We start from the raw sequence: 25,794 nt of genomic DNA, 5'->3' as shown, positions 1-25,794 counted from the left end.
ATGGTGTTGAAAAGATTTTTTTTGGCGCAACCAAATAATATTTTGTTCGAAAATTTTATTTCCACCAATACTATTATAATTCTGTTACTTTTTGTTACAAAATAAAAAAATAGATTTAAAGGTAAATCAAGAGGGAAAATTTGTAGCAAAATGTAACAAAACGCAAAAATCTGCAAATTGATTTTGCTACATTTTGCTACAACCTGAAACCCTCATTTTGTTACAAAATGTTCCGAAATATCCTATTTTGCTACACTTTGCTACAGAAAAAATAGCCTGATTGATGTTTAAAAGGCATTTGTAACAAAAAACAGGTTGTAGCAAAATAAAAACGCAATTCTATTAAAATCGTTTTTTTGCTTTTTCCACTCTTTTCTACTTACCATCAAATTTTAATGTACAAAATTTTGTTCTGTGATTTTGTTTAACAGGTTATTCAAGATCGTTTCTAACCCTGTTTTCATAGTACCATCTTTGTATATAAGCACTCCCAATGCTTAAACCAAACAAACTAAAAACTAATGCAATTAAACGAAAACAGCACTTCGGTAGATACTCCGTCGGTTGCCGTTGTCGCCGACGATCTGGGTATTGAGTTACACCAGGTACAACCGGTAAAACAACCGCGCAACCAACACTTAAAAGTAGACGAACCGAAAAACCGGCAGTTTACAGCACGCTGCACAGAGAGCGAACACAGACTTATTAGCGCAGCAATGGCAGCGAATGGCTGTGCAGATATTGTCCGATTAATGCTGTTTTCGATTAATCTGCATAGAAAAGACGTGTTTTCAAGCTTCAAACTAAGATAATGCCAAAAGTAAAACACAATCCCAAAGTACCAAAACGGCTAATTAGCCGGGTTCAGAAAGCAATCATAAAAACAAAAATGGAAAACAACACAAAACCTGAAAACGAACAGGTACAGCCCGAAGAAATCAAAATGATTGAAGCTGATAATGTGGTACCTGTAGATAAAGCAGAACTACAGGCTTTAATCGATGAAAATTTAATTCAAAAGGAAGAATTAGGCGCTTTAGTTGGCTTATTTCTGAATTTTAGACCACTTTTTAAGGGTGATGTTAACCCTATATCGTTGGTTTCGCTTATTCCGAAGCTGTTAAGTGATCCGAAGATAAAAACCGAAGTGGGTGCAATATTGCCGATCATCGAAAAATACAGCGCATAATGGAAGCAGTAAGTTTAGGCGAAATATTAGGCAAAAAAGTTAATGTAACGCCGGTTACAGTGTTGGATGATGACCCAGCAGATAATTTTGTAATGGATGACCCGGAACCCGTGGAAGTCATCGAACCGGAAGAAGTAAGCGACCGGGCCGAGCCCGAACACGGTTACATGCCGCCGGATCACATCGGCGAAACGATAGTTAATACGCTGGATGGTTTACAGAGTTCAGTTTTGCCTTTTTTGCTAGAAATGAAAGTTTTTACTAAAAAGGAAAAAGAACTTCTGCAAACTATCGATACAACCGGATCAACTCCCTACCCGCTTAACAGCCAGGAAAACAACCTTTTGGAGAAGTGGAAACGCCACCAGGAAAAAGTTAAGCAAGTTCCGTTCAATGACGGTGAAAAAACCCGGCTCATTGCTGCGACCGCTAGATATGCGGAAACAACCGAAATGAAATTAAGCCCGTTAGAAGGTTTGATGTTGAGCTTTAGCGAAGTGGTGTTTAAAAGGGGTGCCATGTTTTTTACTGAATAATATGAGACTGGGGCGCTTAATACCGATGCGGGCTGCGTTTGCAGCACTTACACTGATGGGATGCCATTTTCCGGCTGAAAAAACTTTCATACAGGAAAAACAGGTTGTAAGGGATAACATAAAGGCTGTGTTTTCGCAAGAAAAACGCAGACAGCGTGAAGAAATACAAGTCGATCCATATAGTGGCGGATTGGATTACGATCCATACACTTTCGATACTTCGTCAATGTCACCCAAGGAGTATGGATTATCTATTTATCACGGGAATATGCGTAAACGCAGTAATCGGCTACGTTTTAGCCACAACGCTAAATTAAAAAGACGATGCAGGAAATAGTTAAGGATTTATTATTAGGGCTGTTTGTAGGTATAATTTTAGGTCTGGTCATTTTCAGGGATTAGGTATGTTTTTCGCGCTGATAATATTTATTGTTTTCCTTTCTGCCCTGATCTTTTGGGATGAAATCATGATCATCCACAACAGTTGGGGATTGCGGAATTTCATTTACGATCACCTCTATAACCTGTATTCGGTAATTATTAAAATATTCAATTTATGAAACGATTGCTTTTTGGTGCTATTGCCGGTTTTGGTGTTGCTGCTGTTTTCATCCCACGGATGATCCGTAATATTTTAACCGAAAACAGGCTTATAAGCGATAACGGACATATTGAGCGCCACAAAAAAACGATTTCAGCAATTACGCAAAATAAACTCAACAATAATGACTAAAGAAACCGGTATCCCGAAAACACTTAATGCATTCGGTAAAGAATGGTGCCTACAGGGTGAATTTACAGACCTTAAAGAAATGGAAACCAATAGAGCTAATTGGATCAGAATCGGTCACAAAGCAATGATCAAAAATAAAAACCGTTTATACGTAACCCGGTTTCGGCAATAATGGAAAGGGATTTACATTATAGCGCAATTGTTGTAGGCCGCAAAGGTGTAGGAAAAAGCACTTACATGGCCAAAACAGCCTCACAATATCCGTCAGGATCGAAAGTATTGATCATTGATGTAAACGGATCACCGGCATATAACAGTTTTAAAACAATCGAACCCAAACAAGTTAAATTGTTTCGAAGTGGCCATGCTAAACTATTGGGTACTCCTACCGATGAAACGTTAGAGATCATTGCAAGGGATTTCCGGGATGGTTTAATTGTTTTCGAAGATGCCACTAAATATATTTCCGGGAATGTACGGCCAAGCATTAAGCGTTTTTTGGTTGACCATCGGATGTTCCAGGTAGATTTAATTTTCGCATTTCATTCACTCAAATTTGTGCCGCCGTTTTTCTGGTCTATGATCAGTTATTGCACGATTTTTAAAACCGCAGAAGTTTTCAATAAAAAGTATCAGGATCGCATTCCCAATTATGAAATCATTAAAAAAGCCTACGATAAAGTAGCAGCTTCAAAAGATGTCAGGTTTAATATAACCGTCGAAACCCTAGTTTAATAGCATGAGCGAAGTTAGGATACAACCATATTCTAAAAAAGAGTTAAGGGCGCTTTATGGTGTTTCCCGTACCACCTTACGTGTTTGGATTTCAAAAATTGCAGACCTGGGAGATTACATCGGCGGGCGCTATACCCCTAATCAGATCGCTAAAATTTTTAACCATATCGGTAAACCATAAAAACTATTAAAATGAGTAAAGAAAAAAATTCATCGAGTCCGGCCACGAGTATTCTCGGCCTATTAGGATTGGCATTTGTAATCCTCAAATTGTGTAAGGTAATAACCTGGTCGTGGTGGCTTGTTACTCTCCCATTTTGGGGCGGTCTTGCTTTCTTCGTCATCGCTTGGTTGGTGATCGTATTGGTATCAATTATCTTTAAATAATGTAATTTTTAAGTGAAACCGCTTAAGTAAAGCCCCCGAAAATCGGGGGCTTTTTTGTTTACAAAATTTTAAAAGCGTTCACTTGCGGCAATTAAGTGAAAACAACGTCAATATATGGTTAATCAGGGTTTTAGGTTGGGGTAAACTTGTATTCGAATCAAGCAAAAACAAAAACCAAACTCTTTAAAAATGGGACTTTCCATCGACAAAAAACAAGCTGCAACAATTGTAGTGGCAACGGTTCTAGCCGCCGTAATTCTTTTCTTTTTACAGAAATGGCTAGTAAAAAAAGTAAAAACCCCTAACGGTGAAACCGCAAGCTTTGTTGGTCATCCATCAATCGGCTATCTGTAGGCCAAAACAATCATCCGATCAAAAAACAAACAAATTAAAATTCCAAAAAACTTAAAAAATGAAAAAGAAAATTTTTGGCGGTAAATCTGTAATCGCTTTTGCTGATCCCCGTTTTGTAAACCACAACTATAAATCTGCTGAAGATTTAGAGCAAGAAGCGAATGCACTTTCAAATTTCCACGGTGGAGGCATCGGGTATGTTGGCCAAGGTGATCAGTTCTTAGATTTTGCCGGTAGTGGCGTTTCCCTGGCTTCAGCTGCAAGAAATGCAAAACCCTTTGTTATCACCTTTACGAATGCGAATGCTGCTGCCCGTGAGGTGTTGTTATGCCCTGGCCTTATCCGTAACGCAACCGGTTTAATGGCAACAGGTGCTTTTAACGATACCAGTGGTGCCGCCGGTTTATCTGGTCAATCAGGTTCACCAGGTTCAATTGAATGGTTTAACGCTTTCATCGAAAAATTCCCTTCTGTTGTAAGCGGTATTAAGATTGCGACACAAAACCTTGCCCAAATGGATCAAGTAATGACATTGGTAAAAGAATCACCTTTCCAAAGCCATTCATCAAAAGTGATCACACCGGGTATCTATGCAAGTGAAGGGAACTTCAATACCGCAATTTTAACCATCCCGGAACCATTCTACCTAACGAATGAGCATAAAGTAAAATACGTGATTTTAGGTAACACTACGGTTGCAATCACCTTAATGATAGGTGTTTCTTTAAATATCTCGAAAGCGTTGCGTACAAAGGTTGAAACTGCAAAAACAAACATCGAAAACGCAGGCGGTGCCGCTGTAGTTTCCAAATTTATCGGTTAATAAATCCTATGGATACCGCAATATTCAAAATAGTTGCGCAAGAGCCTGAGAGCGTTGCGCAACTGTTTAACCTTTATGGTTACGATATGCCGGTAACCCCTCGTAACCTGCAAAACCTGTTAAAACGTTACGGAACCGAACCCCTGCCATTTAGTGATGCGACCGGTGATGAAAAGCCAAAAAAATCATTTGCTGAAATAATGAATATGATTGCAAGCGGTACGCAAACACTCGCTAAAGTCATTTCGGCAGTAAAGGGAAATTCAACAAATATCGTCAATGGTCAAAACGTTAATGTGTCATTAGATGGTAGACCAACAGGCGCCACGGATAGGGTTTTAGGTATAGACCGAAAACTCTTTATTGTACTGGCTTTAGTGTTATTAATTCTCCTGGGCGTTCTATTATTCCGTAAAAAACAATGACAGGTTGGGCAAAAGGGATCACAAAAATAACAAGGGTACCCGATTTAGGGAGCACACCGGCAAGGGTAAACAGGCGAACAGGTGAAATGTTCGTAAGTGTGCGCCACATGAAAGCTATGCCGAAAGAACACCGGCTCTTTGTGATGTTGCACGAAAAGGCACACGTTGAACTACAAACAACCGATGAGGTTAAAGCCGATGCCAAAGCATTCAAAGAATATGCTGACCTGGGTTATTCGCTGAATCAATCCGTAAAGGTTTTAACCAGCGTATTGAATCAAAATAACCCCGAACATCATTGGCGTATGTACCTGCAATTACAAAGGGCAAAAGCCTACGATTACAGCCACTACGGCAACACTAAAATTTATACAAATGGGTAACAATGCTCTATTAAGTAAGAAAAAACGAAAGGAACTAAATCAATATGGCCTTTCTAACACACCATACGGCGCTGTCCTTTCTGTAGATGAGGCAAAAACAGCTTTTAATAATGTTGTACCTACTGCTCAGGATCGAATTGCGGAAGGGCCAATATATAACCCTATGAACTTGCCGGAGGCGGAAGTGAAAAAAATGAATGCATTAGGTGTATCTGGTGTAGGTGCTACCAACATCATTACTTCCGGTGATGATGATGATGAAAACGGGGATACTAATGCATTCTATTACGATGATAACAACATTTTCTCCTTTACAGGTGAAAAGAACAAGGGTAAAAAACCGAATGCCGATCTATCTAAGCTGCCTACGCAAAAACAACGGTTGGCAAAACCGGATGTAAAGATACTTTCTGATAAGGACGGTAACAATTTTGAATATTTAGGCCAATGGAATGGCGATTTATCGTTTTTGGATGAAATTGCCAAAAATCTTGCCCTCCCTCCTGCCGGCTCATTCCTATACCGTAAACCAAGTGGTGCAAAATTCGGCGATTATATCCAGATGGATTATTACATCGGTCTTGATCCTGATACGACTGATTTATTTATAGGTTTAAAGGGCAACCTAATGTTTAAGCCTATTGGTCATAAATTTATTAAAGCCAATGAATTTAGTAATTGGACTGGACCATTCGGTAACGCGGGGATTTTGGGAAACAACACAATTGCCCCAATGGGCCAAACGTTTGGTTTCGCACCTAATATCGGTACAAAAAGTTTGTATAACGTAAGGGCAGGAAATACCAATTTCGGTAACCTTTCCTATACAAACAATATCAAGCCAATTGGTTTAGGGGCTTTTTATAATCCTTTGCCTATCGGAAACCCTTTAAACTTCAACGCGGCGGCAAAACCCAAAACCTCTGATCCAACAGAAGAAACCAGTAACAGTGCGCCTGGTACCGGCTTTGAGAAGGTAGCTAATGGGGTTGCCGCCATTGCAGGGGGAGCCGCTGCCGTTATCAATGCTATCAAAAGTAACAGACAGATGCCTGTTAGTGCAAGCAATGGCGATATGGCCGGATACATAGCCGCGCAGAATGCAGCCGGTGGCGGTGGCTTTGGACCAGGTAGTTTCGGAGGCTTTGGTACTGGTGGGTTTGGTGAAGGTACCGGCATCAGCTATGACGATGACGGAAACGCGGTTTACACCAATCAAGGTGGACGAAATGGGGGTTACCCAAACCCAAATGCAGGTAGTTCCAAAACAATCCTTTATGTGATTGCAGGTTTAGCGGTGGCAGGTCTAATTTTTTATTACATCAAAAAACATAAGAAGTAATGAGTTTACCCAAACTGACCGACTTAAATAAGTTCATTCTGCCTGTTTTACTTTTAGGTGTGGTGGTTTATTTAATCTGGAAAAACGGTAAAAAAGCAGGTCAAACGATCATACCAGATGTACCATATATTCAGGATCAGGGCGTAATAACCAAAAGCTTTAATCCAAACATATTGGCAGAAGAATTATTCAACGTCATGGATGGACTGTTTACCCTTAGTGGCACCAAAGATGCCGCATTCCGCAAGCTCTACGAACTGCCAACCGATAATATGGTGATTGCTGTTTACAATGCCTTTAACTCAAAATATGGCTCAAAAGGTGATGGGTCGTTAACCAAGTGGATCAATGATGAATATTATTATGATGCCTTTGGCTACAAAAATAAGGTACTCGCCCGCCTGAAAAGTTTACGATTACAATAAGATGAGCACAAAAAGATAGTTCGCAAAAAAACCTTAAAACGTGCTGCCGGTAGACCTTTAAAAGTAAATGGATATACCATCAGCTACAATCCTTTATTTTCAGAATACAGTGTGACCCATCCAGATATCGGCTACTGCACGGGTTTTAAACTGAAACGAAAGGCAGTTGACTACGCTAGACGTGGTTAAGAATTAACAAATGTTTTACTTCTAATTTTTAATAAAATGTCAAACAACACTAAATATCTGATAATTGCTGCTGTCGTTATTGTAGCAGGTTATTTCCTTTGGAAAAAATACACGTTGGTTAAAAAGGTTGCCTAACATGGAAAGCAAAAACACCGGCGGCGCTATTGCACTTAGCATCCTGATCGTTGGGGCAATAGGTGCAATAGTGTACTTTCTGCTAAGAAAGAAGAAAGTTAAAGATGATGCTGCTGCAGCTTCAAAACCCGCCCCGATCAATCAGAATGTTTCCTCAAAGATCAGCGCCGGATTTGAAAAAAGTTTAAGTGTTTTAACACCAACAGAAGTTAAAAAATATGCCGGATGGCTGGATAAAGCCGAAAGCATTGCTGCCGGGTTTGTGACGCAGAAAGGCTCTGATCCACAATTAGTGTACAATCTTACAACGGTAACAAATTTCCCGGATAACAATTTCAGGACTATTGTACAAAACTGGAAATCAGTACGCGGAATAAGTGATTTACGAGATACAAACATGCTAAAAGCATTGGGTAACCTGATTGATCCTAGTTATGATGCTGTAAATGATTTCTACGCAAAAACAGTTAAACTTAAAATATCTTAAATGAGCGTAATAAGCGACCTGGTTAATAAGGGGGAATTACCCAAAGTAACCGTTGAGGTAAGAATCAGTAAAGAAAATATGGTCGATCTGGCCGTAATAGCAGTTATTGCGGCAATCATCGTCTTATTGATCAGTAGAACACTTTTAAAAAATCTATAATGGTTTCATCAGCAACAATTATTGCCCAGATCAAAAAAGAAGAAGGCTTTATGCCGAAAAAATATAAGGACGGATTTATCAATAATGTTCAGCAATATTCAATCGGTTATGGCCATCAGATTAGGCCGAACGAAACCAACCTTTTAACAGCATACTTGACGGAAGCACAGGCAACCGAGATGCTTGTTAAGGACTTAAAAACCTATGAAGCTGCTATCAACAAGAATGCAAAAATACCGCTCAATCAAAACCAATTTGATGCAATGGTAAGCTTCGCATATAATGCCGGTACCGGTGCAGCTGCCAAAGTTTTGAATACCTGGAACACAAGTAAAGGCGACATAGCAAAAACTATTTCACATTTAAGCCAATACCACAAGTGGACGGTAAACGGCGCGCTAGTTGTTAATACGACATTGGTGGCACGCAGAAAACGTGAAGCAGCTTTATTTCAGTCTGGATCTGGCAGCACCATAACTGGCGATACTTCAGTAAAAAAAAAGGTTTAACCGCGGTAGTCGTCGTCGTAGCGATAGTGTTGGCAGTTTATCTAACCTATAGAATAATCAAAAAATGAGACCATCCGAAAAAGCAATACAGGCAATAAAGAACCGGGAAAGATGCAGTTTGGTTTCCTACCGTTTACCAGGGGAAAAACATTATACCATCGGTTGGGGGCATTACTGTGATAGAACGCCGGCTCTAGACCATGCAGGTGCCAGGATAACACAATCTCTGGCTGATGCATTTCTAATTCAGGACGTGGAAGAAAAGACTTCGTATTTAAACGCCATTTTAAAAACAGAGGTAAGCCAGAATCTATATGATGCGCTTGTATCAACCTTTTATCAGTACAACCCTAAAAATCTTTATTTAAGGGGTATTATTCAAGCTATCAATTTAGGTGCTTCGGCTTCAAGGGTTGCTAAAATGCTCATGGCACTGCCAAGCAATAAATACAACAAAAAGGCGCGGAAAGTAGATGCATTATTGGCCACTACCGGCGAACTGCACCACATCGATAATATTAGAGTATAGAACCAAACAAACATAAACCAGACAGACTTAAAAATGGGCGTAACCAAGCATTCACCGGTGTATAATAGGGAATCGGTTGCGCCCGGTCTCTTTTAAGCTTTAAACAATGAACTTTATAGGCGAAGAAACCATAGGGGTATTACCACCGGCCATACCTGCCGACGAAATATCTCAACCGGAAAATTACACCCCGGTTCCATTAGGTAATAAAGGCCCGATCGGGATTACCAATACAACGTTTGTATTAAATACGAATGAATCTACACCTGCCGGTGAAAATAAAGTAATGAGGCTGCACCAGGGTACTTATGCTAACTCTGCAATTGTAGTGATTGAAGCGGCAGAGGGTGCAGCTCTTAACGCTATCATTGCACGTCATTGGCAGGATGGCAGTTTGCCAACCCCTACCGATGGTCTACCAATGACACACCTTAGTATTTTCGAAATCGTCGGTACCGAAAACATACGTCGTTTTAGGATCATTTCAGCCGACAATAAAGCTCACAAAGTTCAGGTTCAATATTTAATGTAAAAATGGAATACAACAAAAAAAGGGTTTACCAGATACCTGTTTTTAATACCGGCGGAGGTAATGGCACTCCTGGTGACGGTGTTCTATTGGCATCTGATTTGGGCGATTGGTTAGACCTGCCCGAAAAGAGCCTTAATATTTTCGACGAGCAGATCAATATTCAGTACAAATTGGATATGATGAGTTACCCTGATAAGGCTATCCTGTTTTTGGTTGGTCAATTTGGGATAAAACCTGATTTTGTCGGCTCTGAACTTATACTAGGGGTATTACCCTTAAATACACACCCAAAGCACCAATTAAAACAAAATTTCACATGCCAGTCAACCGAATGTTATTTGGTGATAGAGTTAAACGGTGAAGTTAAATTGCAGGCCATTTCGGGCGATCTTCCGGTAACCATTGGCGTTTCCGAAGTTGATCCGTATTTCATCAACGTGGATTATAATCCAAAAATCGAAGACGGTACCGGGGGTGAAACTTTTACAGCAATTAGAACGCAAAATTTTACCAGGAATAACTGTACTGCAGGTTATGCCGGCACCTCGGTTACGTTTGAAAAAACCTATACCTCTACGGTTAGCCAGGCAGATGCAAACAATCAGCGTGCAAATGATGCAAACTTTGCTACAGAAGGCCAAGCCTGGGCCAATGATCCTGCAAATGGTGCGACCTGTGAAGCATTACCTGTATTTAGTGCAAGCCGTACGCAAAACTTTACCCGTTCAAATTGTGCGGAAGGTCTTATCCCTGGTTCTATTCCTTTTACTAAGAATTATACCTCTTACGTAAGCCAGGCAGATGCCGACAACCAAGCGGCAACTGATCCAAACTTTGCTACAGAGGGGCAAGCTTATGCCAATGATCCTATAAATGGTGCAACCTGTAGTGTTCGTTATTACGCGCAACGGGCAGAATCGTTTACACGAAACAATTGTGATCCCGGTTCAACTGGTTCATCTGTAAATTTTACAAAAAATTATCAGTCGGATATTAGCCAGGCAGATGCCGATAACAAGGCGGCTACAGATGCAAACTTTGGTGCGGAGGGGCAGGCATATGCAAATGATCCTGCCAACGGAGCAACTTGTACGGTTTCGATCTGTGAACCCCCAACAAATGTAACAGTTGAAGATTTGGGTATATCACAGCGGGCAAAACCGGCTGCGTCTACAATCATAATTGATACAGCCCCTTTGGGTGCGCAGTGGTGGAATGCCCGGATTCTTATTTCATTGTTTTTCCAGGATGGTAAGGCGTATATAGGCAGTTTTACCGGCGACCTTTCAACACCACACGCCAACGGACACTATGATGCTAATTGGGGGGATAATGCAGGGCTTTCCGGTAACAACCCCGAACTTGTTGGGCTTGCTCCTGATCATAATGTAAGCCTGGAGATTTACAGATTCGTTTCCGGTAACGATACGGTACGCGCAATGTTTTCGATTAATCCTGATGGTAGTTGGGGGCTTGTATTTGTCAATTCAGGTCGTTCGGAATCGGGAACTGTTTACGAAGAGGGCTACGGGCATCAAATCAATAGTCCTATAGATTTTAATGAAAACAAAATATACCTCTTCGATAAAGATTTAGGTACTGAAGAAATGCACGCATTTAGAATATCATATCAGGGAACCGGACGGCACACACTTACCCTTTCCGGTGATACTATGTTCAATTACGACCTTAAAGAAACAACATCGTCACCGGTAATAATGATGGTAAAGCCTGATACTGGCATTAAGGGAACGATTACTAAAGTTTGCAGTTTACCGCCCGATTACAGTGATTTAAGCACACCTGTTAACTTTAATCCTTAGAACCTATTAATAAAATGAAAAATAGATATTTAAAATTAAGTGATTTACCATTACCAAGTGCTGGCGTTTCGGATTTAAAACCCAAAAAAATAGTTTTTGGTAAGGCTGATGGCGAAATTACACAAGATGATGACTTCGAATTTGATGACGACACAAAAACCCTAAAGATTGAGGTAGAGTTACAGGCAGATAACACTGGCAGTATTGTAATAATGGGTGATTCTATAGGTTTTGGTGTTGGCGCAACTTCAAACGCTGTTAGATTTTCTACCATTATCGCTGATTATTTAGGTTTAACAGAGGTTAACAAAGCCTATCCGGGTGCAACAGTGACTGATCAAGGTTTAGAAATACCTAATAAAACCGAACAACTAAAAAAGTTGATCGCAGAATTTGGGATGAATGATTACCGACTACCTGATGCTACGACAACAAAATTTGAGAATGATTATCGGGCTTTTATTCAAAGTGCCATTACCGCTGGATGGAACAGTAACGATATAACTGTTTTAAGTATTCCAGCATCACAGTACACGTTAGATGCTCCAACTCTTGCTAAAGTTAGGGGTTTCAATGAAATTATTTCGGATTTGGCAACTGAATTCGGGCTTAATTATGCTGATGTATTCGAGCCACTATTATTCAATGGCGGAGAGGCTTATTCCGCTGATGGTACCCATCCCAATGATGATGGGCATCGAGAAATTGCGTTGTATACTTTGGCCAAAATTCAGCCTGTATATTTGATTGAAGCGCAAGGGGTTGTTACAAGTAAAATTATTGAAGGATTGTTGCGACACAAAGGAAGGAATTTGCACAATCAAAACACATTTAATTTGGTCGGCATCGATAAAAAGGGCAATATAGGCGTTGTTAATACTATACCGGATGGAACCAGAGCCAGTGGTAAACTAGTACTAGACGGTTTATTACAACAAAAAAATGCTACTGTTCCCGATGGTTCTAATAAATTAGATATTGTCTTGGCTTTAGGTGGCTCAATTAAACAGGCTTATTCTAAAGCAGTATACAATGAAATTATTCCATCATCCATACAAGGACATATGGAGTTTAGGTGTCATTACGAAAATGGAAATATTATCTTCTACTCTGTTGATGGTGCTAGTGAGATAATGAGAATATTGCCAAATGGAAATTTAATGCCAGGCAAAGATATTGTTCAAAGTTTCGGTACGAGCATAGGTAGTGAATACACTGGTAATATAGGTACAAGAGGTTATTTAAAATTGTTTTCAAATACAAACGAAACGGTCATTTCAAATCATTTCTCGTCTGGTAAGTTTAAGATTAGGATGAGTGGCGGTGTAAGTAGCAATGATGATGCGGATTTGCGTGACGTGTTAATGGTTGATTCCTTTGGCCGTGTTAACCTCGTAGATGATGGCAACTATAATGAATATGCTTCTGCAAAGCTTTCAGTTAACAGCACTACCTCTGGTTTTCTCCCTCCTAGAATGACGTCTGCTGAAAGAGACGCAATGTCAAACATTAGAGCTATAGAAGTTGTAACAGTTGGTAGCGGCTATACTTCAGCTACGATATCTATAACTGGCGGTGGTGGGACGGGGGCTACTGCAAACGCCATTTTATCTGGAGGAACGATAACCTCCATTGAGATAACTAATAATGGCTTTGGCTACACAAGCGTACCCACAGTAACCGTTACAGGTGATGGAACTGGGCTAACAATGGAGGCTCGGTTAAATATTGTTGAAGGGCTAGAAATCTACAATCTCACTACTCATAGAAAAAATATCTATGACGGTACAGGATGGAAACAACCAGTTATGGAAAACGCAGATTAATTTATAAACCAAACAAACTAAACTATAAATGATTAAAACATCAATTCAAATGGCCGCGGGTACTCTGGGTTTTGCAGGCATGGCTGAAATCGCACAGGATAGCATCCATCAAACCGCTAATCTTATTGCACAAAATGCCCCACCCCTGGGTGATCCGAACACATACGTAAAAGGTCTTATTGTTTCCGGGATTATACAAATTGCAATGAAACTGATTGACCGATGGGCTGAAAAGCGTAAAGCTAAAAAGGAAGTAAAAGAAGCTGAATTAGTATCGAAAACCTAAGATTAATCCAAATTTTATTAACTTCGGTAACCGCAAAATGCCGACATGAGATTGTTAAAGCCTTTCAGAAATGAGAGGCTTTTTTATTTGCTGCAGCACAGCCATAAATAACAACAACGGCCCTCACAGTCATTAATGTGATATTGGTTTCATACAGATGAAAATGCCTATGATTGATCATAATTTTTCTTCAGTATCGTTGATAACATCGTTATGAGATCCAAAGGTTGGTAGAGAAAAGCGATTAAAATTCTGCATATCCTTTCGCTTCATTTCGGAACTTTTTTTCTGATAGATCATTGTTGTTTCTAGCTTCGAATGCTTTAAAATATCCTTGCTTAATACCGTTATATCGCCACCATAATAAACGTAAAAAGTTCCAAAAGTATCTCTAGCCGAATGAAAAGTAATATGTTTGTTTATTCCAGCCATAGATGTCAAAACTTTTAATGTTTTATTAGCAGTTTGTTCTGATACAGTCCTAAAAATTAGCCCTTTCCTACCTTCAATAATTTTTTTTCCAATATCAGGTAAATCAACTCTAAGACTTACCCCGCTGTTTTCACCCTTAACGGTATCCAACCTTAATACGCCAAACTTAATGTGTTTGCTATGCAAAATTTGAAGTTCAGAAAATCTGTACCCGCCCGACGTCGCTGCAAAAACAAACATTTCCAAAACGTTAAGTTGAGTTTCAGTCAAACGTTCCTTTTCTTTGAAAAGGTTTATTAGCTGGATTAACTCATATGGTTCCAAACTCTCCCTCTCCCCTTCAATATACGAATTGTTAATTTTTGTGCTTGTATATGGGCTTTCGGGGATCAACCCTTCTTTTCCTGCTAAAGTGAGGAATTTTCTAAAAGTCTTGTGTGTACCAATTACTGTATTGTAAGCATAATTGGATCGTAAATAGTTGTTAAATTTGGTTATGAGTACGCTGTTTATATCCGAAATAGGCAACGGGCCAGGATAGAAGCTTTTAAACCTGGCAAATTTCGTGGTATATGTCGTTCTTGTTGGTAGTTTTATTTCTCCATCGCTCAACATTTTGTCCGCTCTACTTTCGAGCCATTCGTGTACGTTTTCCCGACTTGCATAATTGGTGAACTCCCATTTGAACTGTTTATGCGTGATTAGCCTATCCGTAAGCCGGTAGCGCATTAAAATGTCATTAGCACGGCTTTTCTCTTTTGCTATAGAAAAATTCAAATCTCTAACTCTATCAGGTTCAATATCGCTGATCAAAAAAAGTTCGCTTTTAAAATCAAACTGATCTTTATACCAATAAATTTCAATTGGCAGCATTCGCGGGTCACCGTCGATAACAATTTGAAGTCCAAAAGCGTGTTTTCCTGTTTTCTTTTGGATCGTTGGATAGGGTCTGATTTGATAGCTAATTTTTTGGATTACAGAATTCATAGCCTTAAAAGTTTGCAGTAAACTATCAGGAATTGAACTTCTGATGAAAATTAACAGTAATTTTGCAGTAAAAAATCTGCCTTTAAAGCTATTTAAAGGCAGATTTTTTAAAAATTTGTGGGCCCACCTGGGCTCGAACCAGGGACCAAAAGATTATGAGTCTTCTACTCTAACCGACTGAGCTATAGGCCCGGAAAAAAGCCTTGGCTTTTTTGCGAGTGCAATATTACAAATTTGAATTGAAATTAGGAAAATGTTTTCGGCATTTTTTTATAAAAGGTAAGAATACAAACTCATTTTCAAGTGCTTAATTTTATTTTTTATTTAACTGATGCCTGGCTTTCCTTAAAAAATGTGGATAAAACACCTGCCAACCTGTATTTAAATCAATTTCGAATAGGTTAATTTTGTAATTGATATGAATACGCCCGATCCGGACAACCAACTTCTTTTAGATTTTTTAGCCACCACCAACCAGCCTGTTTTTTTAACGGGGAAAGCCGGTACAGGCAAAACTACCCTCCTCCGCAAGATCAGGGATACCACAAAAAAGAATTTCGCTATTGTTGCACCCACTGCTGTTGCAGCAATAAATGCCGGTGGCGTAACGCTCCACTCCTTTTTTCAGATTCCTTTCGGCCCTTTGGTTCCCGCTGTTGATGAAAATGCTGAAACTAATTTTAAATATTCAGACGAAAAAACAAGGTTATTGCGCTGCCTTGATTTATTGATTATTGATGAGATTAGTATGGTTAGGGTTGATCTGATTGATTTTATAGACCGGACTTTAAAGCGGGTTAAGGGCTCAAACCGTCCCTTTGGTGGCGTTCAGGTGTTAATGATAGGCGATCTTTACCAGCTCTCTCCTATTTTTCACGATGCCTGGCATATCCTGGGCAGTTATTACTCCAGCCCTTACTTTTTCGATAGCCTGATCTTCAGGTCAACGCCAATGCTAACTTTTACTTTAGATAAAGTTTACCGCCAATCAGATCCCGTATTTCTGGATATTTTGAACGGCATGCGCGAAAACAATCTCAATGCCGATCTGCTTGCCAAACTGAATGAACGCTACGATCCATCGCTGGATCAGGAATGGAAAGACGATTACATTACACTTACCACACATAACCAACTGGTTAACGAAATTAACCAGGGCTGCTTAGATAAATTACCAGGCGAAATTTTCGAATTCAATGCAGAGGTAAGCGGCGACTTCCCTAAAGATGCCTATCCTACCGACGAAAAGCTCCAGTTAAAACTGGGTGCCCAGGTTATTTTTATTAAAAATGATTCTTCCGGTAAAAAGCAATTCTACAACGGAAAAGCGGCAAAAATTACAGCGATTAGTGACAATTCAATAAAAGTAACCTTTACCAATGGTGGCAGGGAAATCGAAGTTGAAAAAGAAATCTGGCAGAATGTTAAATATAGCCTGAGTAACGAAGAAAATAAAATCGACGAGACCAGTACCGGGTCGTTCTCGCAATACCCATTTAAACTTGCCTGGGCCATCACGGTCCATAAAAGCCAGGGATTAACGTTCGACCAGGCGATAGTTGATGTAAGCACCGCATTTACCCACGGGCAAGCTTACGTAGCACTGAGCCGTTGCAGAAGCCTGGAAGGACTTATCCTAAAATCGCCTGTTTTACCAGAAAACATTATTACCGACGCTAAAGTAATCGATTTTACCAAAGCCGCTCACCAGGATAAACCTACAGCCGCGCTGCTGGCACGTTATACACAGCAATATACCTGGGGGCTGATTCATGAGCTGCTGGACTTCTCCCTGATTGCCAAAGACTGGGAAAAACTCGGCCGCTCAAAACTCGTCGACAAAGATGAAAAAATTGCCTTCTTATCGATTTACGAACAGGGAAACCAGCTCTTTCAGCATGAAATTTTTAAAGTAGCCAGAAATTTTATCACCAAAGAATTTTCGAAAATAAATACCAACGAAAATCCGGCAAATGAAAGTGCTTTTATGGAACGTTTGCAAAAAGCGTCTGATTATTTCGTTCCAAAACTGGAACAGCTCATCGCCCTAACCGCAAAAATTGTAGCCATCAACTTTTATAACGATACGCACTCTGATAAGCTGCTTACTGCACTAAACGACTGTAGAGATGCACTCATGGTCAAACTGGCTTTGTTTAAAATTTCCTGGAATCCCTTTTCGATCAAAGAATATATCAACACTTTGCACGCAACAAGCAATAAACAACCAGAGAAAAAACCGGCTAAATCTAGCATTAAGCCAAAAGAGATTTCCAATCCACAGGTTTATAAAAACCTTGTTGAATGGCGCAAAACAATCGCACTACAACGTGGCACTCCCGATTATGCGGTACTTTCTGATTTAGCATTACTTTCTATTGCCGAAAAAATGCCCAGAACTACCGACCAATTGGCAGCACTTAAAAGTGTAGGCATAGGCAACGCAAAAGAACTTGGCCAGCAGATTACCCGTATTGTGAATGCGCATTTAGGCACCAGCGAGTTATTTTAACCCTTGGTTAAGCATTTATAGCTTTTATGATAAAAAAAGCATTTAAAAGGATATAAATTACCAAAAGTGCAATCGAAAAAATGTGGTCAAATTTTTGGGCTTTTTCTTCCTTGCCTCTTTTAATCAACTTAAGTGAAAGTGCTGTTGATACAATAACCGCCAGGATAAATATAAGGGTAATGCCATGCAGGGTATCTACCAGTGTAAAAGTAGTGGATTCAGGAAGCGAACCATCTATTATGTATTTATTACCAATTACAGCAAAAAGAGAGCCTACGCTTAACCCAAAACGCGAATCGATACTATCAGCATGGATATAAAAACACATATAGGCAATTAAAAATGCCACATACATGCCTAAAAACATTTTCCAGAACAAACCAAAAGCATCTCTGCTAATCCCGATCCTCACCTTATAACTGCTATATTCTGTTCTTGGTACTTTTATACTTGGATCGCCAAAAGCCGTTTCATAAATTTTATTTGCTGCAGAAGTTTTTAAACTGTCGATATTCCACCCGCGTAAGGTAAACCGAGGATCAAATTGTTTGCCCAGTGTATCGGGTACAAATAGCAGCGATGAGGAATCGAATTGTGAATTTTCTACAGAAAGCCTTAATACCTGGTGGTCGAATGGAAAATTGTTAATCGACCATGAATCTTTCATCACACATTGCAGCTTCATCAGCATATACACTTCATCACCAATGGTATCGACGGTAGAAAACGACTTACTCACTGTTTTAGCCTGCGGTACTTCAAGGTTATCCACAAAATTAAATTCTTTGTTTTTATATTTTAACCACAGCCAGAAGTTAATGGTATATTCTTTATCTTTAAAATCTATGTCGTGTATACTGGTTACATAAATCCCGGTTTTTACAGTATCTACTTTCTGCGCTAAAGAAACCGTGATTGTACAGAAAAGCTGGAGTATTAGCACCAGCAAAGAGAGTTTGGCTGTTTTCAACTGTGTTTTGATTTATAGGGTAAACAATTTCTTAAATATACAGAATAAGACTTTATTTATATATAAGTGATATTTTTAGCTAATAAGCTTTCAGGCCCCGCTTTTTTTTAATACTTTCGCAACCCCATTTTAGCCGGCAGCCACAGCATATCAGACCATGAGTAAGTTTTTATACGGAATCGATTTTGGAACAACCAATTCGGCACTTTCTATTTATGATGAAGAAAAGAAAGAAATTGTAGAAACGATTTCTATCCCCTCACTGATTTATTTTACTGAAGTAAAAAGCATTGTTGACGGAGAAAGTTATATTGTAGGCGAAAAAGCAATAGATGCTTATTTAAATGACGGCATGAAAGGCCGTTTTATCAAATCCATCAAACAGATCCTCTCCAGAACTACTTTTACCGAAACCCGTATCCATAATAAAAGATATACCGCCTCTGACCTGGTGGCGCTCATTCTTAAAGATTTAAAAGCGAAAGCCGATCAGATTATTGGTGAAAATTGTCAAAAAGCCATTATAGGTCGCCCCGTTTTTTTTGATGACGATAATACCATGAAAGATACCCTGGCACAAACCAGGTTAAAAAAAGCAGCAGAAAGTGCCGGTTTTACCAATGTTCGCTTTCAGTTTGAACCTATCGGGGCTGCTTTTGCCTATGAAAAAACCATTACCCAGAAAGAGCGTGTTTTAGTAGCCGATTTAGGTGGAGGAACAACCGATTTTACCTACCTTATTCTCGATCCGGCCAAGGTTGGCAGCAAAGACCGCAAAAACGATATGATAGCATCCGGCGGCATTTACATTGGAGGTGATAGTCTTGATTCTGCCTTCATGTGGGATAAAGGCACACCATATTTCGGAAAAAACACCTTATATGAGGCCACGCCAGGCAAAGTCTTAAATGTCCCCAAGTCACTTTTTGCAAATATCTGCACCTGGGATAAAATGAATTTTTTTAATGGTTTAAAGATCCAGAAAGAAATTGAAGAATATTATTATTACTCCGGGAATGATCCTAAATTTAAAAACCTGATCACACTTGTTGAAAATAACCTGGGTTATTCTTTGTTCAGGTCGATAGAGAAAACCAAAATCGAGCTTTCCGACCAGCTTGTTTCTACATTCGTTTACAGCAATATGGGCATTGAGATTAATGAAAATATTTCGCTAGGACAGTACAATGCTATTATCGAAAAAGACATTCACAAAATCGATGCTTACCTGGATCAGTTTATGCAAGCACACCAAATCAATCCGGTCGATATTGACTGCTTGTTTTTAACTGGAGGAACCTCGATGGTTTCGGCCGTGCAAAATCTTTTTAGATCCAAATTTCCTCACATCCCACTAAATTCTGGTGATAATTTTAAAAGTGTAGCCAAAGGTTTGGCCTATAGCGGCTATCTGTTCGAAAATTGATCACGTAGGCTATACACCGTTACAGGCTAAAAAAGAGATTCTGATTTGGGTTTGGGGCGCTCTGCCTATATAAAACACCAACTTTCTTCCCGTTTTACGCTTGTATGCTTTCCCGAAAGTTCGGGATACCTCATTGCTGCAGGGTAACGCTGCAACTCTGGCCAGGTGACCAAAACAGCATTTCATTTTTGGGGCTGCAGGGTGCTGAACCCTCGTTCCTAAACCCGATTGCAATGTAAAGCCCACAGCGTAGCGAGCAATGAAATGAAAGCGGGATTGCAAACCGCCAAGAACCACAAACCGCTCATTTCCCAATTCTATTTCGGCCGGTGAGACACCTACCGATAGGGTTTTATGATATGTGGAGAAACTAATTATAGGCCGAGATAAATCCTAATTCATTTTTTAATCGTCCTGCTTACACAAAACACTTAGTTTTTTTCAACTTCGGACCAATCAAAAATTGGATTTTCTGATGGTGTTTTAGCCTGTTTCATTAAAGCATAAAGTGACTTTACTATATCGGGATTTTTCGCAGCAATATTATTTTTTTCCCCGATATCAGTTTTTAAGTTATACAGTTCTAATTTTTCGGGGGTACCTTTATCTTTAAAACGGATCAATTTCCAATCGCCTTTGGTTAAAGCCTCTTTTAATCCATCTTCATTAAACTGCCAATAGAAATACTCATGCTCTTTAGCGGCTTTTTTCCCATTTAACAATGGAGCGAACGACAGACCATCTATATTTTTTGGTGGTACTGTACCGGTAAGATCATCAAGGGTCGGCAATACATCCCAAAAAGCCCATGGTGTGGTATTAACCTGTCTGGCCGCAATTTTACCAGGTGCCCTTACAATTAATGGTACGCGGATTCCACCTTCGTACAGGTCTCTTTTTATTCCTCTAAATTCGCCACTGCTGTTAAAAAATACAGGATCTGCCCCGCCCTCTTTGTGTGGACCATTATCACTGGTAAAAAAGATATAGGTATCGTTATCTAACCCTAATTTCTTAACCAGGTCTACAATAGTACCTACATCTGCGTCAAGTTTATTTACCATTGCTGCAAAAACGGCATGTGGCTGTGCCTCACTGCTGTAGTTCCCTTTCTTTTCAAAAGGTGTTTCAGGCTGGAATTTACTCGAGCCATCTGCATTCTGGAACTTCTTTAATAGTTCTGCCGGCACTTTTAACTCAGCATGTGGAACCGTTAAAGGCAGGTACAAAAAGAAGGGCTGATCTTTGTTGGCTTTAATAAATTCAACAGCTTTATTTACAATCAGGTCTTCAGTATATTTCGTGGTATCAACAGGCACTTTTACGGTTTTACCATTCACAATTTCGTACAGGCGGTTGGTGTAGTAATGGTGCGCATGCGATTGATCCAGGTATCCATAAAAACTATCAAAACCTTTTAAATGCGGGGCGCCTTTGCTGTCTTCATCGCCAAGCCCCCACTTACCAAACATACCTGTTTTATATCCGTTTGCTTTTAAGCTTTCGGCAAGGGTAAAATCCTGTGCACGTAAAGCAGCAAGACCATCCTTTGCCTTGGCATTGCCTCTTATCCAGGCATGGCCCATGGTAAGGCCAGTCATTAAAGCACATCTTGAAGGTGCACAAACGGTATTTCCTGAGTAAAAACGGGTAAACTTAATCCCCTCATCGGTTAGTTTATCCAAATGGGGTGTTGGAATTTTAGAATTTGGATTAAAGCTATGCACATTTCCATAACCTAAATCATCTGCCAGTATAAAAATAATATTCGGTTTCTTTTTACCCTGTGCCTGTACAGCGGCAAAGTTAGCCATCAGTATGGCGAAAGTAATAAGTTTTAGTGCAGTTGATTTTGTAAAAAGTCTCATAAACTCTTGTTTCACAATGATTACATTTTGGCAAATATAATTTTTTAAAAATAATCTACAAATCCACTAGACTTTTATTTTACCCCCTGAATTACCGCAGACACACGTTTGTAAATAATAAAATACAACTGCGTAACATTATTAGGAATATTTTTTTTCTTTAAGTTAAGATTTTATAATTTAGCCTGCACAAAATTGGTGCGGCTGATAAAATAGATGCAGTAAGCAAAACTTTACGCGTTAGGCGCTAGAACAATTAATGTAGTGAGGTCTGGAATACCTGTTCTCTAGAAGAGACGACGTTGAATTGATGAAAATTTCTTTGGCAGACGCACCAATTTTTCTTTCTAAGTGAGACGGCTAAATTTAAGTACCGAAATGCCTTTATGACGTTTAAAACTGGTGCTGAAATTAACAGTTTGCTCAAAACCCAAAAGTGCAGCTATTTCATCAACAGTGTAATCGCTATGAAGCAATAATTCTTCTGCTTCGCGCATAATCCTGTCTTTTATAAGCACAGCCAGACTTTTTCCGAGCACACGATCTAAAAATTTATTCAATTTACCGGCACTCATCCCCATGCCCTCTGCATAAAACTGAATAGACCTCTCTTTCCTATAAAATTGTTCTAAAATGGCCCTGAAACGCAATACCTCCTGCAAATCATCTAAGTTAAAAGCAGCAAGATAACCATCTAAGCCAGCCGTAAAACCCAGAAACAACGATAGGTACTGTGCTAAAAAAGAAATATCACTTTTACTATTGATTTCTCTTGTTAACTGATCGAGCAGATTATAGGTTTTAATTGATCTGTGCTGATCGAGATCCCTGAAAGATAAATTTAAAAAGAGATTTTTAGCCTGGGGATCTAAATGCTGAAGTAAGAATTCGGCATATAGTAAACTGCTAAAACTTAGCCAATAACCTGAGGTAATTTCTCCATCCAACCTCACCAGGCCTTCTTCCGGAATAAAAAAGACCCTGCCCTTTAACAAGGGGTAATCGCCAGAGTTCATGCATAAAAAGCCAGTTCCTCCACACACAATCAACATCCGCATTGGGTATAGCGCCTGCAACGCATGTTGCCTCTTAAAAAAACCGCTAATAGGCTCTAGCTGTATCATAAAAACTTAAGGATAAACAACAGTAAGATCAAATTTATCTGATTAGGTTACAATCTGCTAAAATAATTATTTTAACGGTAAAATTCTACCTGTAATTCAATGGCGCGTTAGCAATATGTACTGACTTTAGGTAGCAATAAAAGATCAGAACCGCGTACCCTCTTATTTTATTATTTTATCAATAGAGCTGGCTAATCATCTTTTTTAATCTTCTTTACCAGTGAGGTGCCTCACAAAATTCAGGATGAATGTTACCCATCCATCCTGAATTCATTATTTTCCATTATAATGTTGCTGTGTATACCTCAGATTGACTTATCCTGTAGCAAGAACTTTTATTAGCTTAGACGGTAACCAATTGATCAACTGCCGCTTCTTCCCTTTTCATCGGCGTTACCGCCACGGCGCTCTTCGGCCTGGCGAACTTTCGTATTGCCGAATCGCCAGTTGAAACTCAGGGAAATACGCCGACTCTCAAAAGTACCGAAATCAGTATACTGTAAACTACCGAAGTTTACAATGGTATATTGGCGCTGGGTCTTAAAAATATCACTAATCCCGATCCGCAGTGAGGCCTGATCATTAAAAAATTTACGGCTGATACTTGCACTCGCATTAGCGCTGCTTTGCTGCAGATAGATCAGGTTTTGCGAAGCAGAAGTATACCGACCACTCAGCTGCAACTGGTATTTACCGGGCAGGTTAATGCGCTGACTGCTGGAGAGTTGATAGCGCCATTTACCCTGATCCAATTTCCCCTGAAACAACTCTCCGGTAAAATGATCATTACCCACATTGAGCTTATTGAGCATATTCCACCATTTAGTGATCTTCACCGGATAGTTGAGATCAAAATTCAATGTATTCACGGTACTGGCGTTAGCCGGCATTTCTATAAGGATGCTGCCTGACTGGCGATAAACAGTATTAAAATAATCAGCCATGTGCATAAAGGTACTGATCAGAGAAATCCTGTCATCAAAAGTATAGGTTAGCTCAACCTGGTCGTTGCGCTGCACGCGCAGCAGGGGGTTACCCGTTTGCTGGTTAAGCGGGTCTAACACGTAAGAAAAAGGTTGCAGGTCGTTATAATTTGGCCGTTTGATCCGGCGGCTCAACGACAGGCGTAAATGATGTTTGGAACTCGGCGCATAAGTAAAATATGCAGAAGGCAAAAAGTTAATGTAACTTGTATCAGGTTTAGTGAATGAACTGGTTTCTCCTTTGGCTTCCGTCTGTTCTGCCCGCAAACCCAATTGCCAGCCCCAATGCCCTTTATTCTGGCTTAAACTGCTATACACTGCACGGATATTTTCATAGTAATGAAAAAGATTCTCATCCTGGGTATTATCGGTTCGTACACCTGCAATCTTAAACCCCGATTCGAGCTTGAGTTTATTTTTCCACGAATGTGTATAATCGGCTTTAATTGTACTGATACTTATACCAGTAGTTGTTTGGTAATTTAGCGAAGGCTGACTGGTAGTGACCAGTTCGATACTGCCATCTTTATAAAAATCGGCACGGTCAAGGTCTACGGTGAATTCGGTACCTAGTGTATCGCTGTACCGGTAATTCAGGTTATAGGTGTTCCAGTGCCGCACACTAAGCTCACGACTGGTGGTCTGGTAACTATTAGCGCCCTGTTGCGAATAAGTATCATAACTCCCTGTATTTGTACTGGATTCCCGCTCAATCACACCACCGAAAGTACTGTTGCGGCTGGCAGCATAATCGGCAGTTATACGAAAAACCGGATCACTCCATTTATCCAGGCTACTGGTCTGTTGATTGATCATATCCGGGTACAGCTGACGCATTTTCGTATTTTGGGTCAGGTAGCCACCACTGTGCCAGGCGCCATAACCGCTTATTGCCAATTTCCCTGCACCGTAATTTAGTAAAGTTGAAAGATCGGTCCAATTATGATTACTTTGTGAGGTACTATAGTCTACATTGCCCCTAAATCCTTTATTAACACCAATTGTTTTGATATTAATGATTCCGGTGTTACCGTTTACTTCATATCTGGCAGGTGGATTGCTGAGAAATTCTACCTGTTTTATATTGCCTGAGGGCATAGCTTTCAACATTTTAGCCAGATCGCGGGCAGTCATTTTCACCACTTTATCATTGATCATCACCTGAACTTCAGACTTGCCGCTCATTGTGATCATATCTTCATTATCACTTACCGTTATACCCGGGGCAAGGTTTACGATATCCAGTCCGTTATCGGCCAGCTTTTTAACCTGTGCATTAACACTGATCACTGAACGGTCGGTTTCCTGCCGAATGATGGGTTGACGAGAAATTACACTAACCTCCTTTAGTGCTTTTGTATCAGGATTGAGCTGGATAAGCATATCTGTGGTTAATCTTTTTAAAGTGTCAGTCAGAAAGCCTGTATAGGTAACAACCATATAATCGGCTGTACCACTGTAGGCGAAATATCCCTGATTATCGGTCAGTAAGGTTTTGACTGGTTTAACAGCCTTGTAAAATCTAATAACGGCACCTGGTAACGGCTGCTTTTTTTCATCGTAAATTGTGCCTGTAATTTGAGCCATTGCATTCAGGCTGCAAAAAAAGAATAAACTGAGTAGTATTGTTTTCATACCTCAAAAGTCGCATGCGGGTTAAGGCATATCGCTTCAAAATATGATTT

Annotated in this window: 29 protein-coding genes and 1 tRNA gene; 24 read left to right on the top strand and 6 right to left on the bottom strand. The window is 39.8% G+C overall.

Going from position 1 to position 25,794, the window contains the following annotated elements; genetic code table 11:
* The first annotated feature begins 521 nt into the window (after positions 1-521).
* The 22 genes from ACFSR6_RS03375 (at position 522) to ACFSR6_RS03270 (ending at position 13,807) form a co-directional block, all read left to right on the top strand.
* Positions 522-812, top strand: a complete 291-nt coding sequence (locus tag ACFSR6_RS03375) for a hypothetical protein (protein ID WP_379074925.1) — start codon at positions 522-524, stop codon at positions 810-812.
* 77 nt (positions 813-889) lie between these two features.
* Positions 890-1,189 carry a hypothetical protein gene (locus ACFSR6_RS03370; RefSeq protein WP_379074922.1) on the top strand — a complete coding sequence of 100 codons (300 nt, stop codon included), beginning with the start codon at positions 890-892 and terminating at the stop codon, positions 1,187-1,189.
* A complete protein-coding gene (locus tag ACFSR6_RS03365) occupies positions 1,189-1,725 on the top strand; it encodes a hypothetical protein (RefSeq protein ID WP_379074919.1) in 537 nt (178 codons plus the stop codon). The genes ACFSR6_RS03370 and ACFSR6_RS03365 overlap by 1 nt, the downstream gene beginning before the upstream one ends.
* Positions 1,726-1,750: 25 nt before the next feature.
* Entirely contained in the window at positions 1,751-2,062 is a 312-nt protein-coding gene (locus tag ACFSR6_RS03360; RefSeq protein WP_379074915.1) for a hypothetical protein, read from the top strand.
* A 219-nt stretch (positions 2,063-2,281) separates the two neighbouring features.
* The gene (locus tag ACFSR6_RS03355) at positions 2,282-2,458 is read left to right on the top strand and encodes a hypothetical protein (protein ID WP_379074913.1); all 177 of its coding nucleotides are present in this window, start codon (positions 2,282-2,284) and stop codon (positions 2,456-2,458) included.
* Entirely contained in the window at positions 2,451-2,630 is a 180-nt protein-coding gene (locus ACFSR6_RS03350; protein ID WP_379074910.1) for a hypothetical protein, read from the top strand. The genes ACFSR6_RS03355 and ACFSR6_RS03350 overlap by 8 nt, the downstream gene beginning before the upstream one ends.
* Entirely contained in the window at positions 2,630-3,193 is a 564-nt protein-coding gene (locus tag ACFSR6_RS03345; protein WP_379074907.1) for a hypothetical protein, read from the top strand. Before ACFSR6_RS03350 ends, ACFSR6_RS03345 begins: the two co-directional genes overlap by 1 nt.
* A 4-nt stretch (positions 3,194-3,197) precedes the next feature.
* Positions 3,198-3,374, top strand: coding sequence for a hypothetical protein (locus ACFSR6_RS03340; RefSeq protein ID WP_379074904.1), 177 nt, complete (start codon positions 3,198-3,200; stop codon positions 3,372-3,374).
* 395 nt (positions 3,375-3,769) lie between these two features.
* Positions 3,770-3,934, top strand: a complete 165-nt coding sequence (locus ACFSR6_RS03335; RefSeq protein WP_379074901.1) for a hypothetical protein — start codon at positions 3,770-3,772, stop codon at positions 3,932-3,934.
* A gap of 58 nt (positions 3,935-3,992) precedes the next feature.
* Positions 3,993-4,757: a hypothetical protein gene (locus ACFSR6_RS03330; RefSeq protein WP_379074898.1), complete on the top strand. Its 765-nt coding sequence runs from the start codon at positions 3,993-3,995 to the stop codon at positions 4,755-4,757.
* 8 nt (positions 4,758-4,765) lie between these two features.
* On the top strand, positions 4,766-5,182 hold the full coding sequence (locus ACFSR6_RS03325) for a hypothetical protein (RefSeq protein ID WP_379074896.1): 417 nt from the start codon (positions 4,766-4,768) through the stop codon (positions 5,180-5,182).
* Positions 5,179-5,565, top strand: coding sequence for a hypothetical protein (locus ACFSR6_RS03320; protein WP_379074893.1), 387 nt, complete (start codon positions 5,179-5,181; stop codon positions 5,563-5,565). The genes ACFSR6_RS03325 and ACFSR6_RS03320 overlap by 4 nt, the downstream gene beginning before the upstream one ends.
* Positions 5,558-6,907, top strand: a complete 1,350-nt coding sequence (locus tag ACFSR6_RS03315) for an LPXTG cell wall anchor domain-containing protein (RefSeq protein ID WP_379074891.1) — start codon at positions 5,558-5,560, stop codon at positions 6,905-6,907. Before ACFSR6_RS03320 ends, ACFSR6_RS03315 begins: the two co-directional genes overlap by 8 nt.
* Positions 6,907-7,332: a hypothetical protein gene (locus ACFSR6_RS03310; protein WP_379074889.1), complete on the top strand. Its 426-nt coding sequence runs from the start codon at positions 6,907-6,909 to the stop codon at positions 7,330-7,332. Before ACFSR6_RS03315 ends, ACFSR6_RS03310 begins: the two co-directional genes overlap by 1 nt.
* Positions 7,333-7,657: 325 nt before the next feature.
* Positions 7,658-8,143 (top strand): hypothetical protein, encoded by a 486-nt coding sequence (locus ACFSR6_RS03305; protein ID WP_379074886.1) that lies wholly within the window; start codon positions 7,658-7,660, stop codon positions 8,141-8,143.
* On the top strand, positions 8,144-8,302 hold the full coding sequence (locus ACFSR6_RS03300) for a hypothetical protein (protein ID WP_379074883.1): 159 nt from the start codon (positions 8,144-8,146) through the stop codon (positions 8,300-8,302). It abuts the gene before it with no gap.
* Positions 8,302-8,811, top strand: coding sequence for a lysozyme (locus ACFSR6_RS03295; protein ID WP_379074880.1), 510 nt, complete (start codon positions 8,302-8,304; stop codon positions 8,809-8,811). Before ACFSR6_RS03300 ends, ACFSR6_RS03295 begins: the two co-directional genes overlap by 1 nt.
* Before the next feature lie 64 nt (positions 8,812-8,875).
* Complete coding sequence (locus tag ACFSR6_RS03290; protein ID WP_379074877.1) at positions 8,876-9,340, top strand: glycoside hydrolase family protein; 465 nt, start codon at positions 8,876-8,878, stop codon at positions 9,338-9,340.
* Positions 9,341-9,446: 106 nt separating this feature from the next.
* On the top strand, positions 9,447-9,872 hold the full coding sequence (locus ACFSR6_RS03285; RefSeq protein WP_379074874.1) for a hypothetical protein: 426 nt from the start codon (positions 9,447-9,449) through the stop codon (positions 9,870-9,872).
* A gap of 2 nt (positions 9,873-9,874) precedes the next feature.
* Positions 9,875-11,695, top strand: coding sequence for a DUF5977 domain-containing protein (locus ACFSR6_RS03280; protein WP_379074871.1), 1,821 nt, complete (start codon positions 9,875-9,877; stop codon positions 11,693-11,695).
* A gap of 14 nt (positions 11,696-11,709) precedes the next feature.
* Complete coding sequence (locus ACFSR6_RS03275) at positions 11,710-13,521, top strand: SGNH/GDSL hydrolase family protein (RefSeq protein ID WP_379074869.1); 1,812 nt, start codon at positions 11,710-11,712, stop codon at positions 13,519-13,521.
* 28 nt (positions 13,522-13,549) lie between these two features.
* Positions 13,550-13,807: a hypothetical protein gene (locus ACFSR6_RS03270; protein WP_379074867.1), complete on the top strand. Its 258-nt coding sequence runs from the start codon at positions 13,550-13,552 to the stop codon at positions 13,805-13,807.
* 177 nt (positions 13,808-13,984) lie between these two features.
* Here the strand turns inward: ACFSR6_RS03270 and ACFSR6_RS03265 are convergent, their stop codons facing one another.
* The gene (locus ACFSR6_RS03265) at positions 13,985-15,226 is read right to left on the bottom strand and encodes a tyrosine-type recombinase/integrase (RefSeq protein WP_379074864.1); all 1,242 of its coding nucleotides are present in this window, start codon (positions 15,224-15,226) and stop codon (positions 13,985-13,987) included.
* Between the two features lie 118 nt (positions 15,227-15,344).
* Positions 15,345-15,418, bottom strand: a tRNA-Ile gene (locus tag ACFSR6_RS03260).
* A 226-nt stretch (positions 15,419-15,644) separates the two neighbouring features.
* Here ACFSR6_RS03260 and ACFSR6_RS03255 point away from each other — a divergent pair.
* Positions 15,645-17,738: an HRDC domain-containing protein gene (locus ACFSR6_RS03255; RefSeq protein ID WP_379074861.1), complete on the top strand. Its 2,094-nt coding sequence runs from the start codon at positions 15,645-15,647 to the stop codon at positions 17,736-17,738.
* Positions 17,739-17,745: 7 nt separating this feature from the next.
* Here ACFSR6_RS03255 and ACFSR6_RS03250 read toward each other — a convergent pair whose 3' ends face one another.
* Complete coding sequence (locus ACFSR6_RS03250; protein ID WP_379074858.1) at positions 17,746-18,708, bottom strand: hypothetical protein; 963 nt, start codon at positions 18,706-18,708, stop codon at positions 17,746-17,748.
* A gap of 157 nt (positions 18,709-18,865) precedes the next feature.
* Here ACFSR6_RS03250 and ACFSR6_RS03245 point away from each other — a divergent pair, with 157 nt between their 5' ends.
* The gene (locus tag ACFSR6_RS03245) at positions 18,866-20,134 is read left to right on the top strand and encodes an Hsp70 family protein (RefSeq protein ID WP_379074855.1); all 1,269 of its coding nucleotides are present in this window, start codon (positions 18,866-18,868) and stop codon (positions 20,132-20,134) included.
* A 431-nt stretch (positions 20,135-20,565) separates the two neighbouring features.
* On the opposite strand, the gene ACFSR6_RS03240 is transcribed toward ACFSR6_RS03245, so the two are convergent.
* From ACFSR6_RS03240 to ACFSR6_RS03230, 3 genes are all read right to left on the bottom strand, one after another.
* On the bottom strand, positions 20,566-22,002 hold the full coding sequence (locus tag ACFSR6_RS03240; RefSeq protein ID WP_379074852.1) for an arylsulfatase: 1,437 nt from the start codon (positions 22,000-22,002) through the stop codon (positions 20,566-20,568).
* A 347-nt stretch (positions 22,003-22,349) separates the two neighbouring features.
* On the bottom strand, positions 22,350-23,126 hold the full coding sequence (locus tag ACFSR6_RS03235) for a helix-turn-helix domain-containing protein (protein WP_379074850.1): 777 nt from the start codon (positions 23,124-23,126) through the stop codon (positions 22,350-22,352).
* Positions 23,127-23,488: 362 nt separating this feature from the next.
* Complete coding sequence (locus tag ACFSR6_RS03230; protein ID WP_379074847.1) at positions 23,489-25,744, bottom strand: TonB-dependent receptor domain-containing protein; 2,256 nt, start codon at positions 25,742-25,744, stop codon at positions 23,489-23,491.
* Positions 25,745-25,794: the final 50 nt, after the last annotated feature.

Origin of the sequence: Pedobacter vanadiisoli (assembly GCF_042684385.1) — a bacterium.
In the GTDB taxonomy this organism is placed as follows: domain Bacteria; phylum Bacteroidota; class Bacteroidia; order Sphingobacteriales; family Sphingobacteriaceae; genus Pedobacter; species Pedobacter vanadiisoli.
This window is presented reverse-complemented; position numbering and strand designations above follow the sequence as displayed.

Bases quoted from the DNA above. Each gene is read 5' to 3' on its own strand.
- ACFSR6_RS03355 (WP_379074913.1), top strand. From the start codon at position 2,282: ATGAAACGATTGCTTTTTGGTGCTATTGCCGGTTTTGGTGTTGCTGCT.
- ACFSR6_RS03285 (WP_379074874.1), top strand. From the start codon at position 9,447: ATGAACTTTATAGGCGAAGAAACCATAGGGGTATTACCACCGGCCATA.
- ACFSR6_RS03315 (WP_379074891.1), top strand. From the start codon at position 5,558: ATGGGTAACAATGCTCTATTAAGTAAGAAAAAACGAAAGGAACTAAAT.
- ACFSR6_RS03325 (WP_379074896.1), top strand. From the start codon at position 4,766: ATGGATACCGCAATATTCAAAATAGTTGCGCAAGAGCCTGAGAGCGTT.
- ACFSR6_RS03320 (WP_379074893.1), top strand. From the start codon at position 5,179: ATGACAGGTTGGGCAAAAGGGATCACAAAAATAACAAGGGTACCCGAT.
- ACFSR6_RS03300 (WP_379074883.1), top strand. From the start codon at position 8,144: ATGAGCGTAATAAGCGACCTGGTTAATAAGGGGGAATTACCCAAAGTA.
- ACFSR6_RS03230 (WP_379074847.1), bottom strand. From the start codon at position 25,744: ATGAAAACAATACTACTCAGTTTATTCTTTTTTTGCAGCCTGAATGCA.
- ACFSR6_RS03240 (WP_379074852.1), bottom strand. From the start codon at position 22,002: ATGAGACTTTTTACAAAATCAACTGCACTAAAACTTATTACTTTCGCC.
- ACFSR6_RS03340 (WP_379074904.1), top strand. From the start codon at position 3,198: ATGAGCGAAGTTAGGATACAACCATATTCTAAAAAAGAGTTAAGGGCG.
- ACFSR6_RS03235 (WP_379074850.1), bottom strand. From the start codon at position 23,126: ATGATACAGCTAGAGCCTATTAGCGGTTTTTTTAAGAGGCAACATGCG.
- ACFSR6_RS03370 (WP_379074922.1), top strand. From the start codon at position 890: ATGGAAAACAACACAAAACCTGAAAACGAACAGGTACAGCCCGAAGAA.
- ACFSR6_RS03255 (WP_379074861.1), top strand. From the start codon at position 15,645: ATGAATACGCCCGATCCGGACAACCAACTTCTTTTAGATTTTTTAGCC.
- ACFSR6_RS03375 (WP_379074925.1), top strand. From the start codon at position 522: ATGCAATTAAACGAAAACAGCACTTCGGTAGATACTCCGTCGGTTGCC.
- ACFSR6_RS03265 (WP_379074864.1), bottom strand. From the start codon at position 15,226: ATGAATTCTGTAATCCAAAAAATTAGCTATCAAATCAGACCCTATCCA.
- ACFSR6_RS03305 (WP_379074886.1), top strand. From the start codon at position 7,658: ATGGAAAGCAAAAACACCGGCGGCGCTATTGCACTTAGCATCCTGATC.
- ACFSR6_RS03270 (WP_379074867.1), top strand. From the start codon at position 13,550: ATGATTAAAACATCAATTCAAATGGCCGCGGGTACTCTGGGTTTTGCA.
- ACFSR6_RS03275 (WP_379074869.1), top strand. From the start codon at position 11,710: ATGAAAAATAGATATTTAAAATTAAGTGATTTACCATTACCAAGTGCT.
- ACFSR6_RS03295 (WP_379074880.1), top strand. From the start codon at position 8,302: ATGGTTTCATCAGCAACAATTATTGCCCAGATCAAAAAAGAAGAAGGC.
- ACFSR6_RS03280 (WP_379074871.1), top strand. From the start codon at position 9,875: ATGGAATACAACAAAAAAAGGGTTTACCAGATACCTGTTTTTAATACC.
- ACFSR6_RS03245 (WP_379074855.1), top strand. From the start codon at position 18,866: ATGAGTAAGTTTTTATACGGAATCGATTTTGGAACAACCAATTCGGCA.
- ACFSR6_RS03365 (WP_379074919.1), top strand. From the start codon at position 1,189: ATGGAAGCAGTAAGTTTAGGCGAAATATTAGGCAAAAAAGTTAATGTA.
- ACFSR6_RS03350 (WP_379074910.1), top strand. From the start codon at position 2,451: ATGACTAAAGAAACCGGTATCCCGAAAACACTTAATGCATTCGGTAAA.
- ACFSR6_RS03360 (WP_379074915.1), top strand. From the start codon at position 1,751: ATGCGGGCTGCGTTTGCAGCACTTACACTGATGGGATGCCATTTTCCG.
- ACFSR6_RS03290 (WP_379074877.1), top strand. From the start codon at position 8,876: ATGAGACCATCCGAAAAAGCAATACAGGCAATAAAGAACCGGGAAAGA.
- ACFSR6_RS03330 (WP_379074898.1), top strand. From the start codon at position 3,993: ATGAAAAAGAAAATTTTTGGCGGTAAATCTGTAATCGCTTTTGCTGAT.
- ACFSR6_RS03335 (WP_379074901.1), top strand. From the start codon at position 3,770: ATGGGACTTTCCATCGACAAAAAACAAGCTGCAACAATTGTAGTGGCA.
- ACFSR6_RS03345 (WP_379074907.1), top strand. From the start codon at position 2,630: ATGGAAAGGGATTTACATTATAGCGCAATTGTTGTAGGCCGCAAAGGT.
- ACFSR6_RS03310 (WP_379074889.1), top strand. From the start codon at position 6,907: ATGAGTTTACCCAAACTGACCGACTTAAATAAGTTCATTCTGCCTGTT.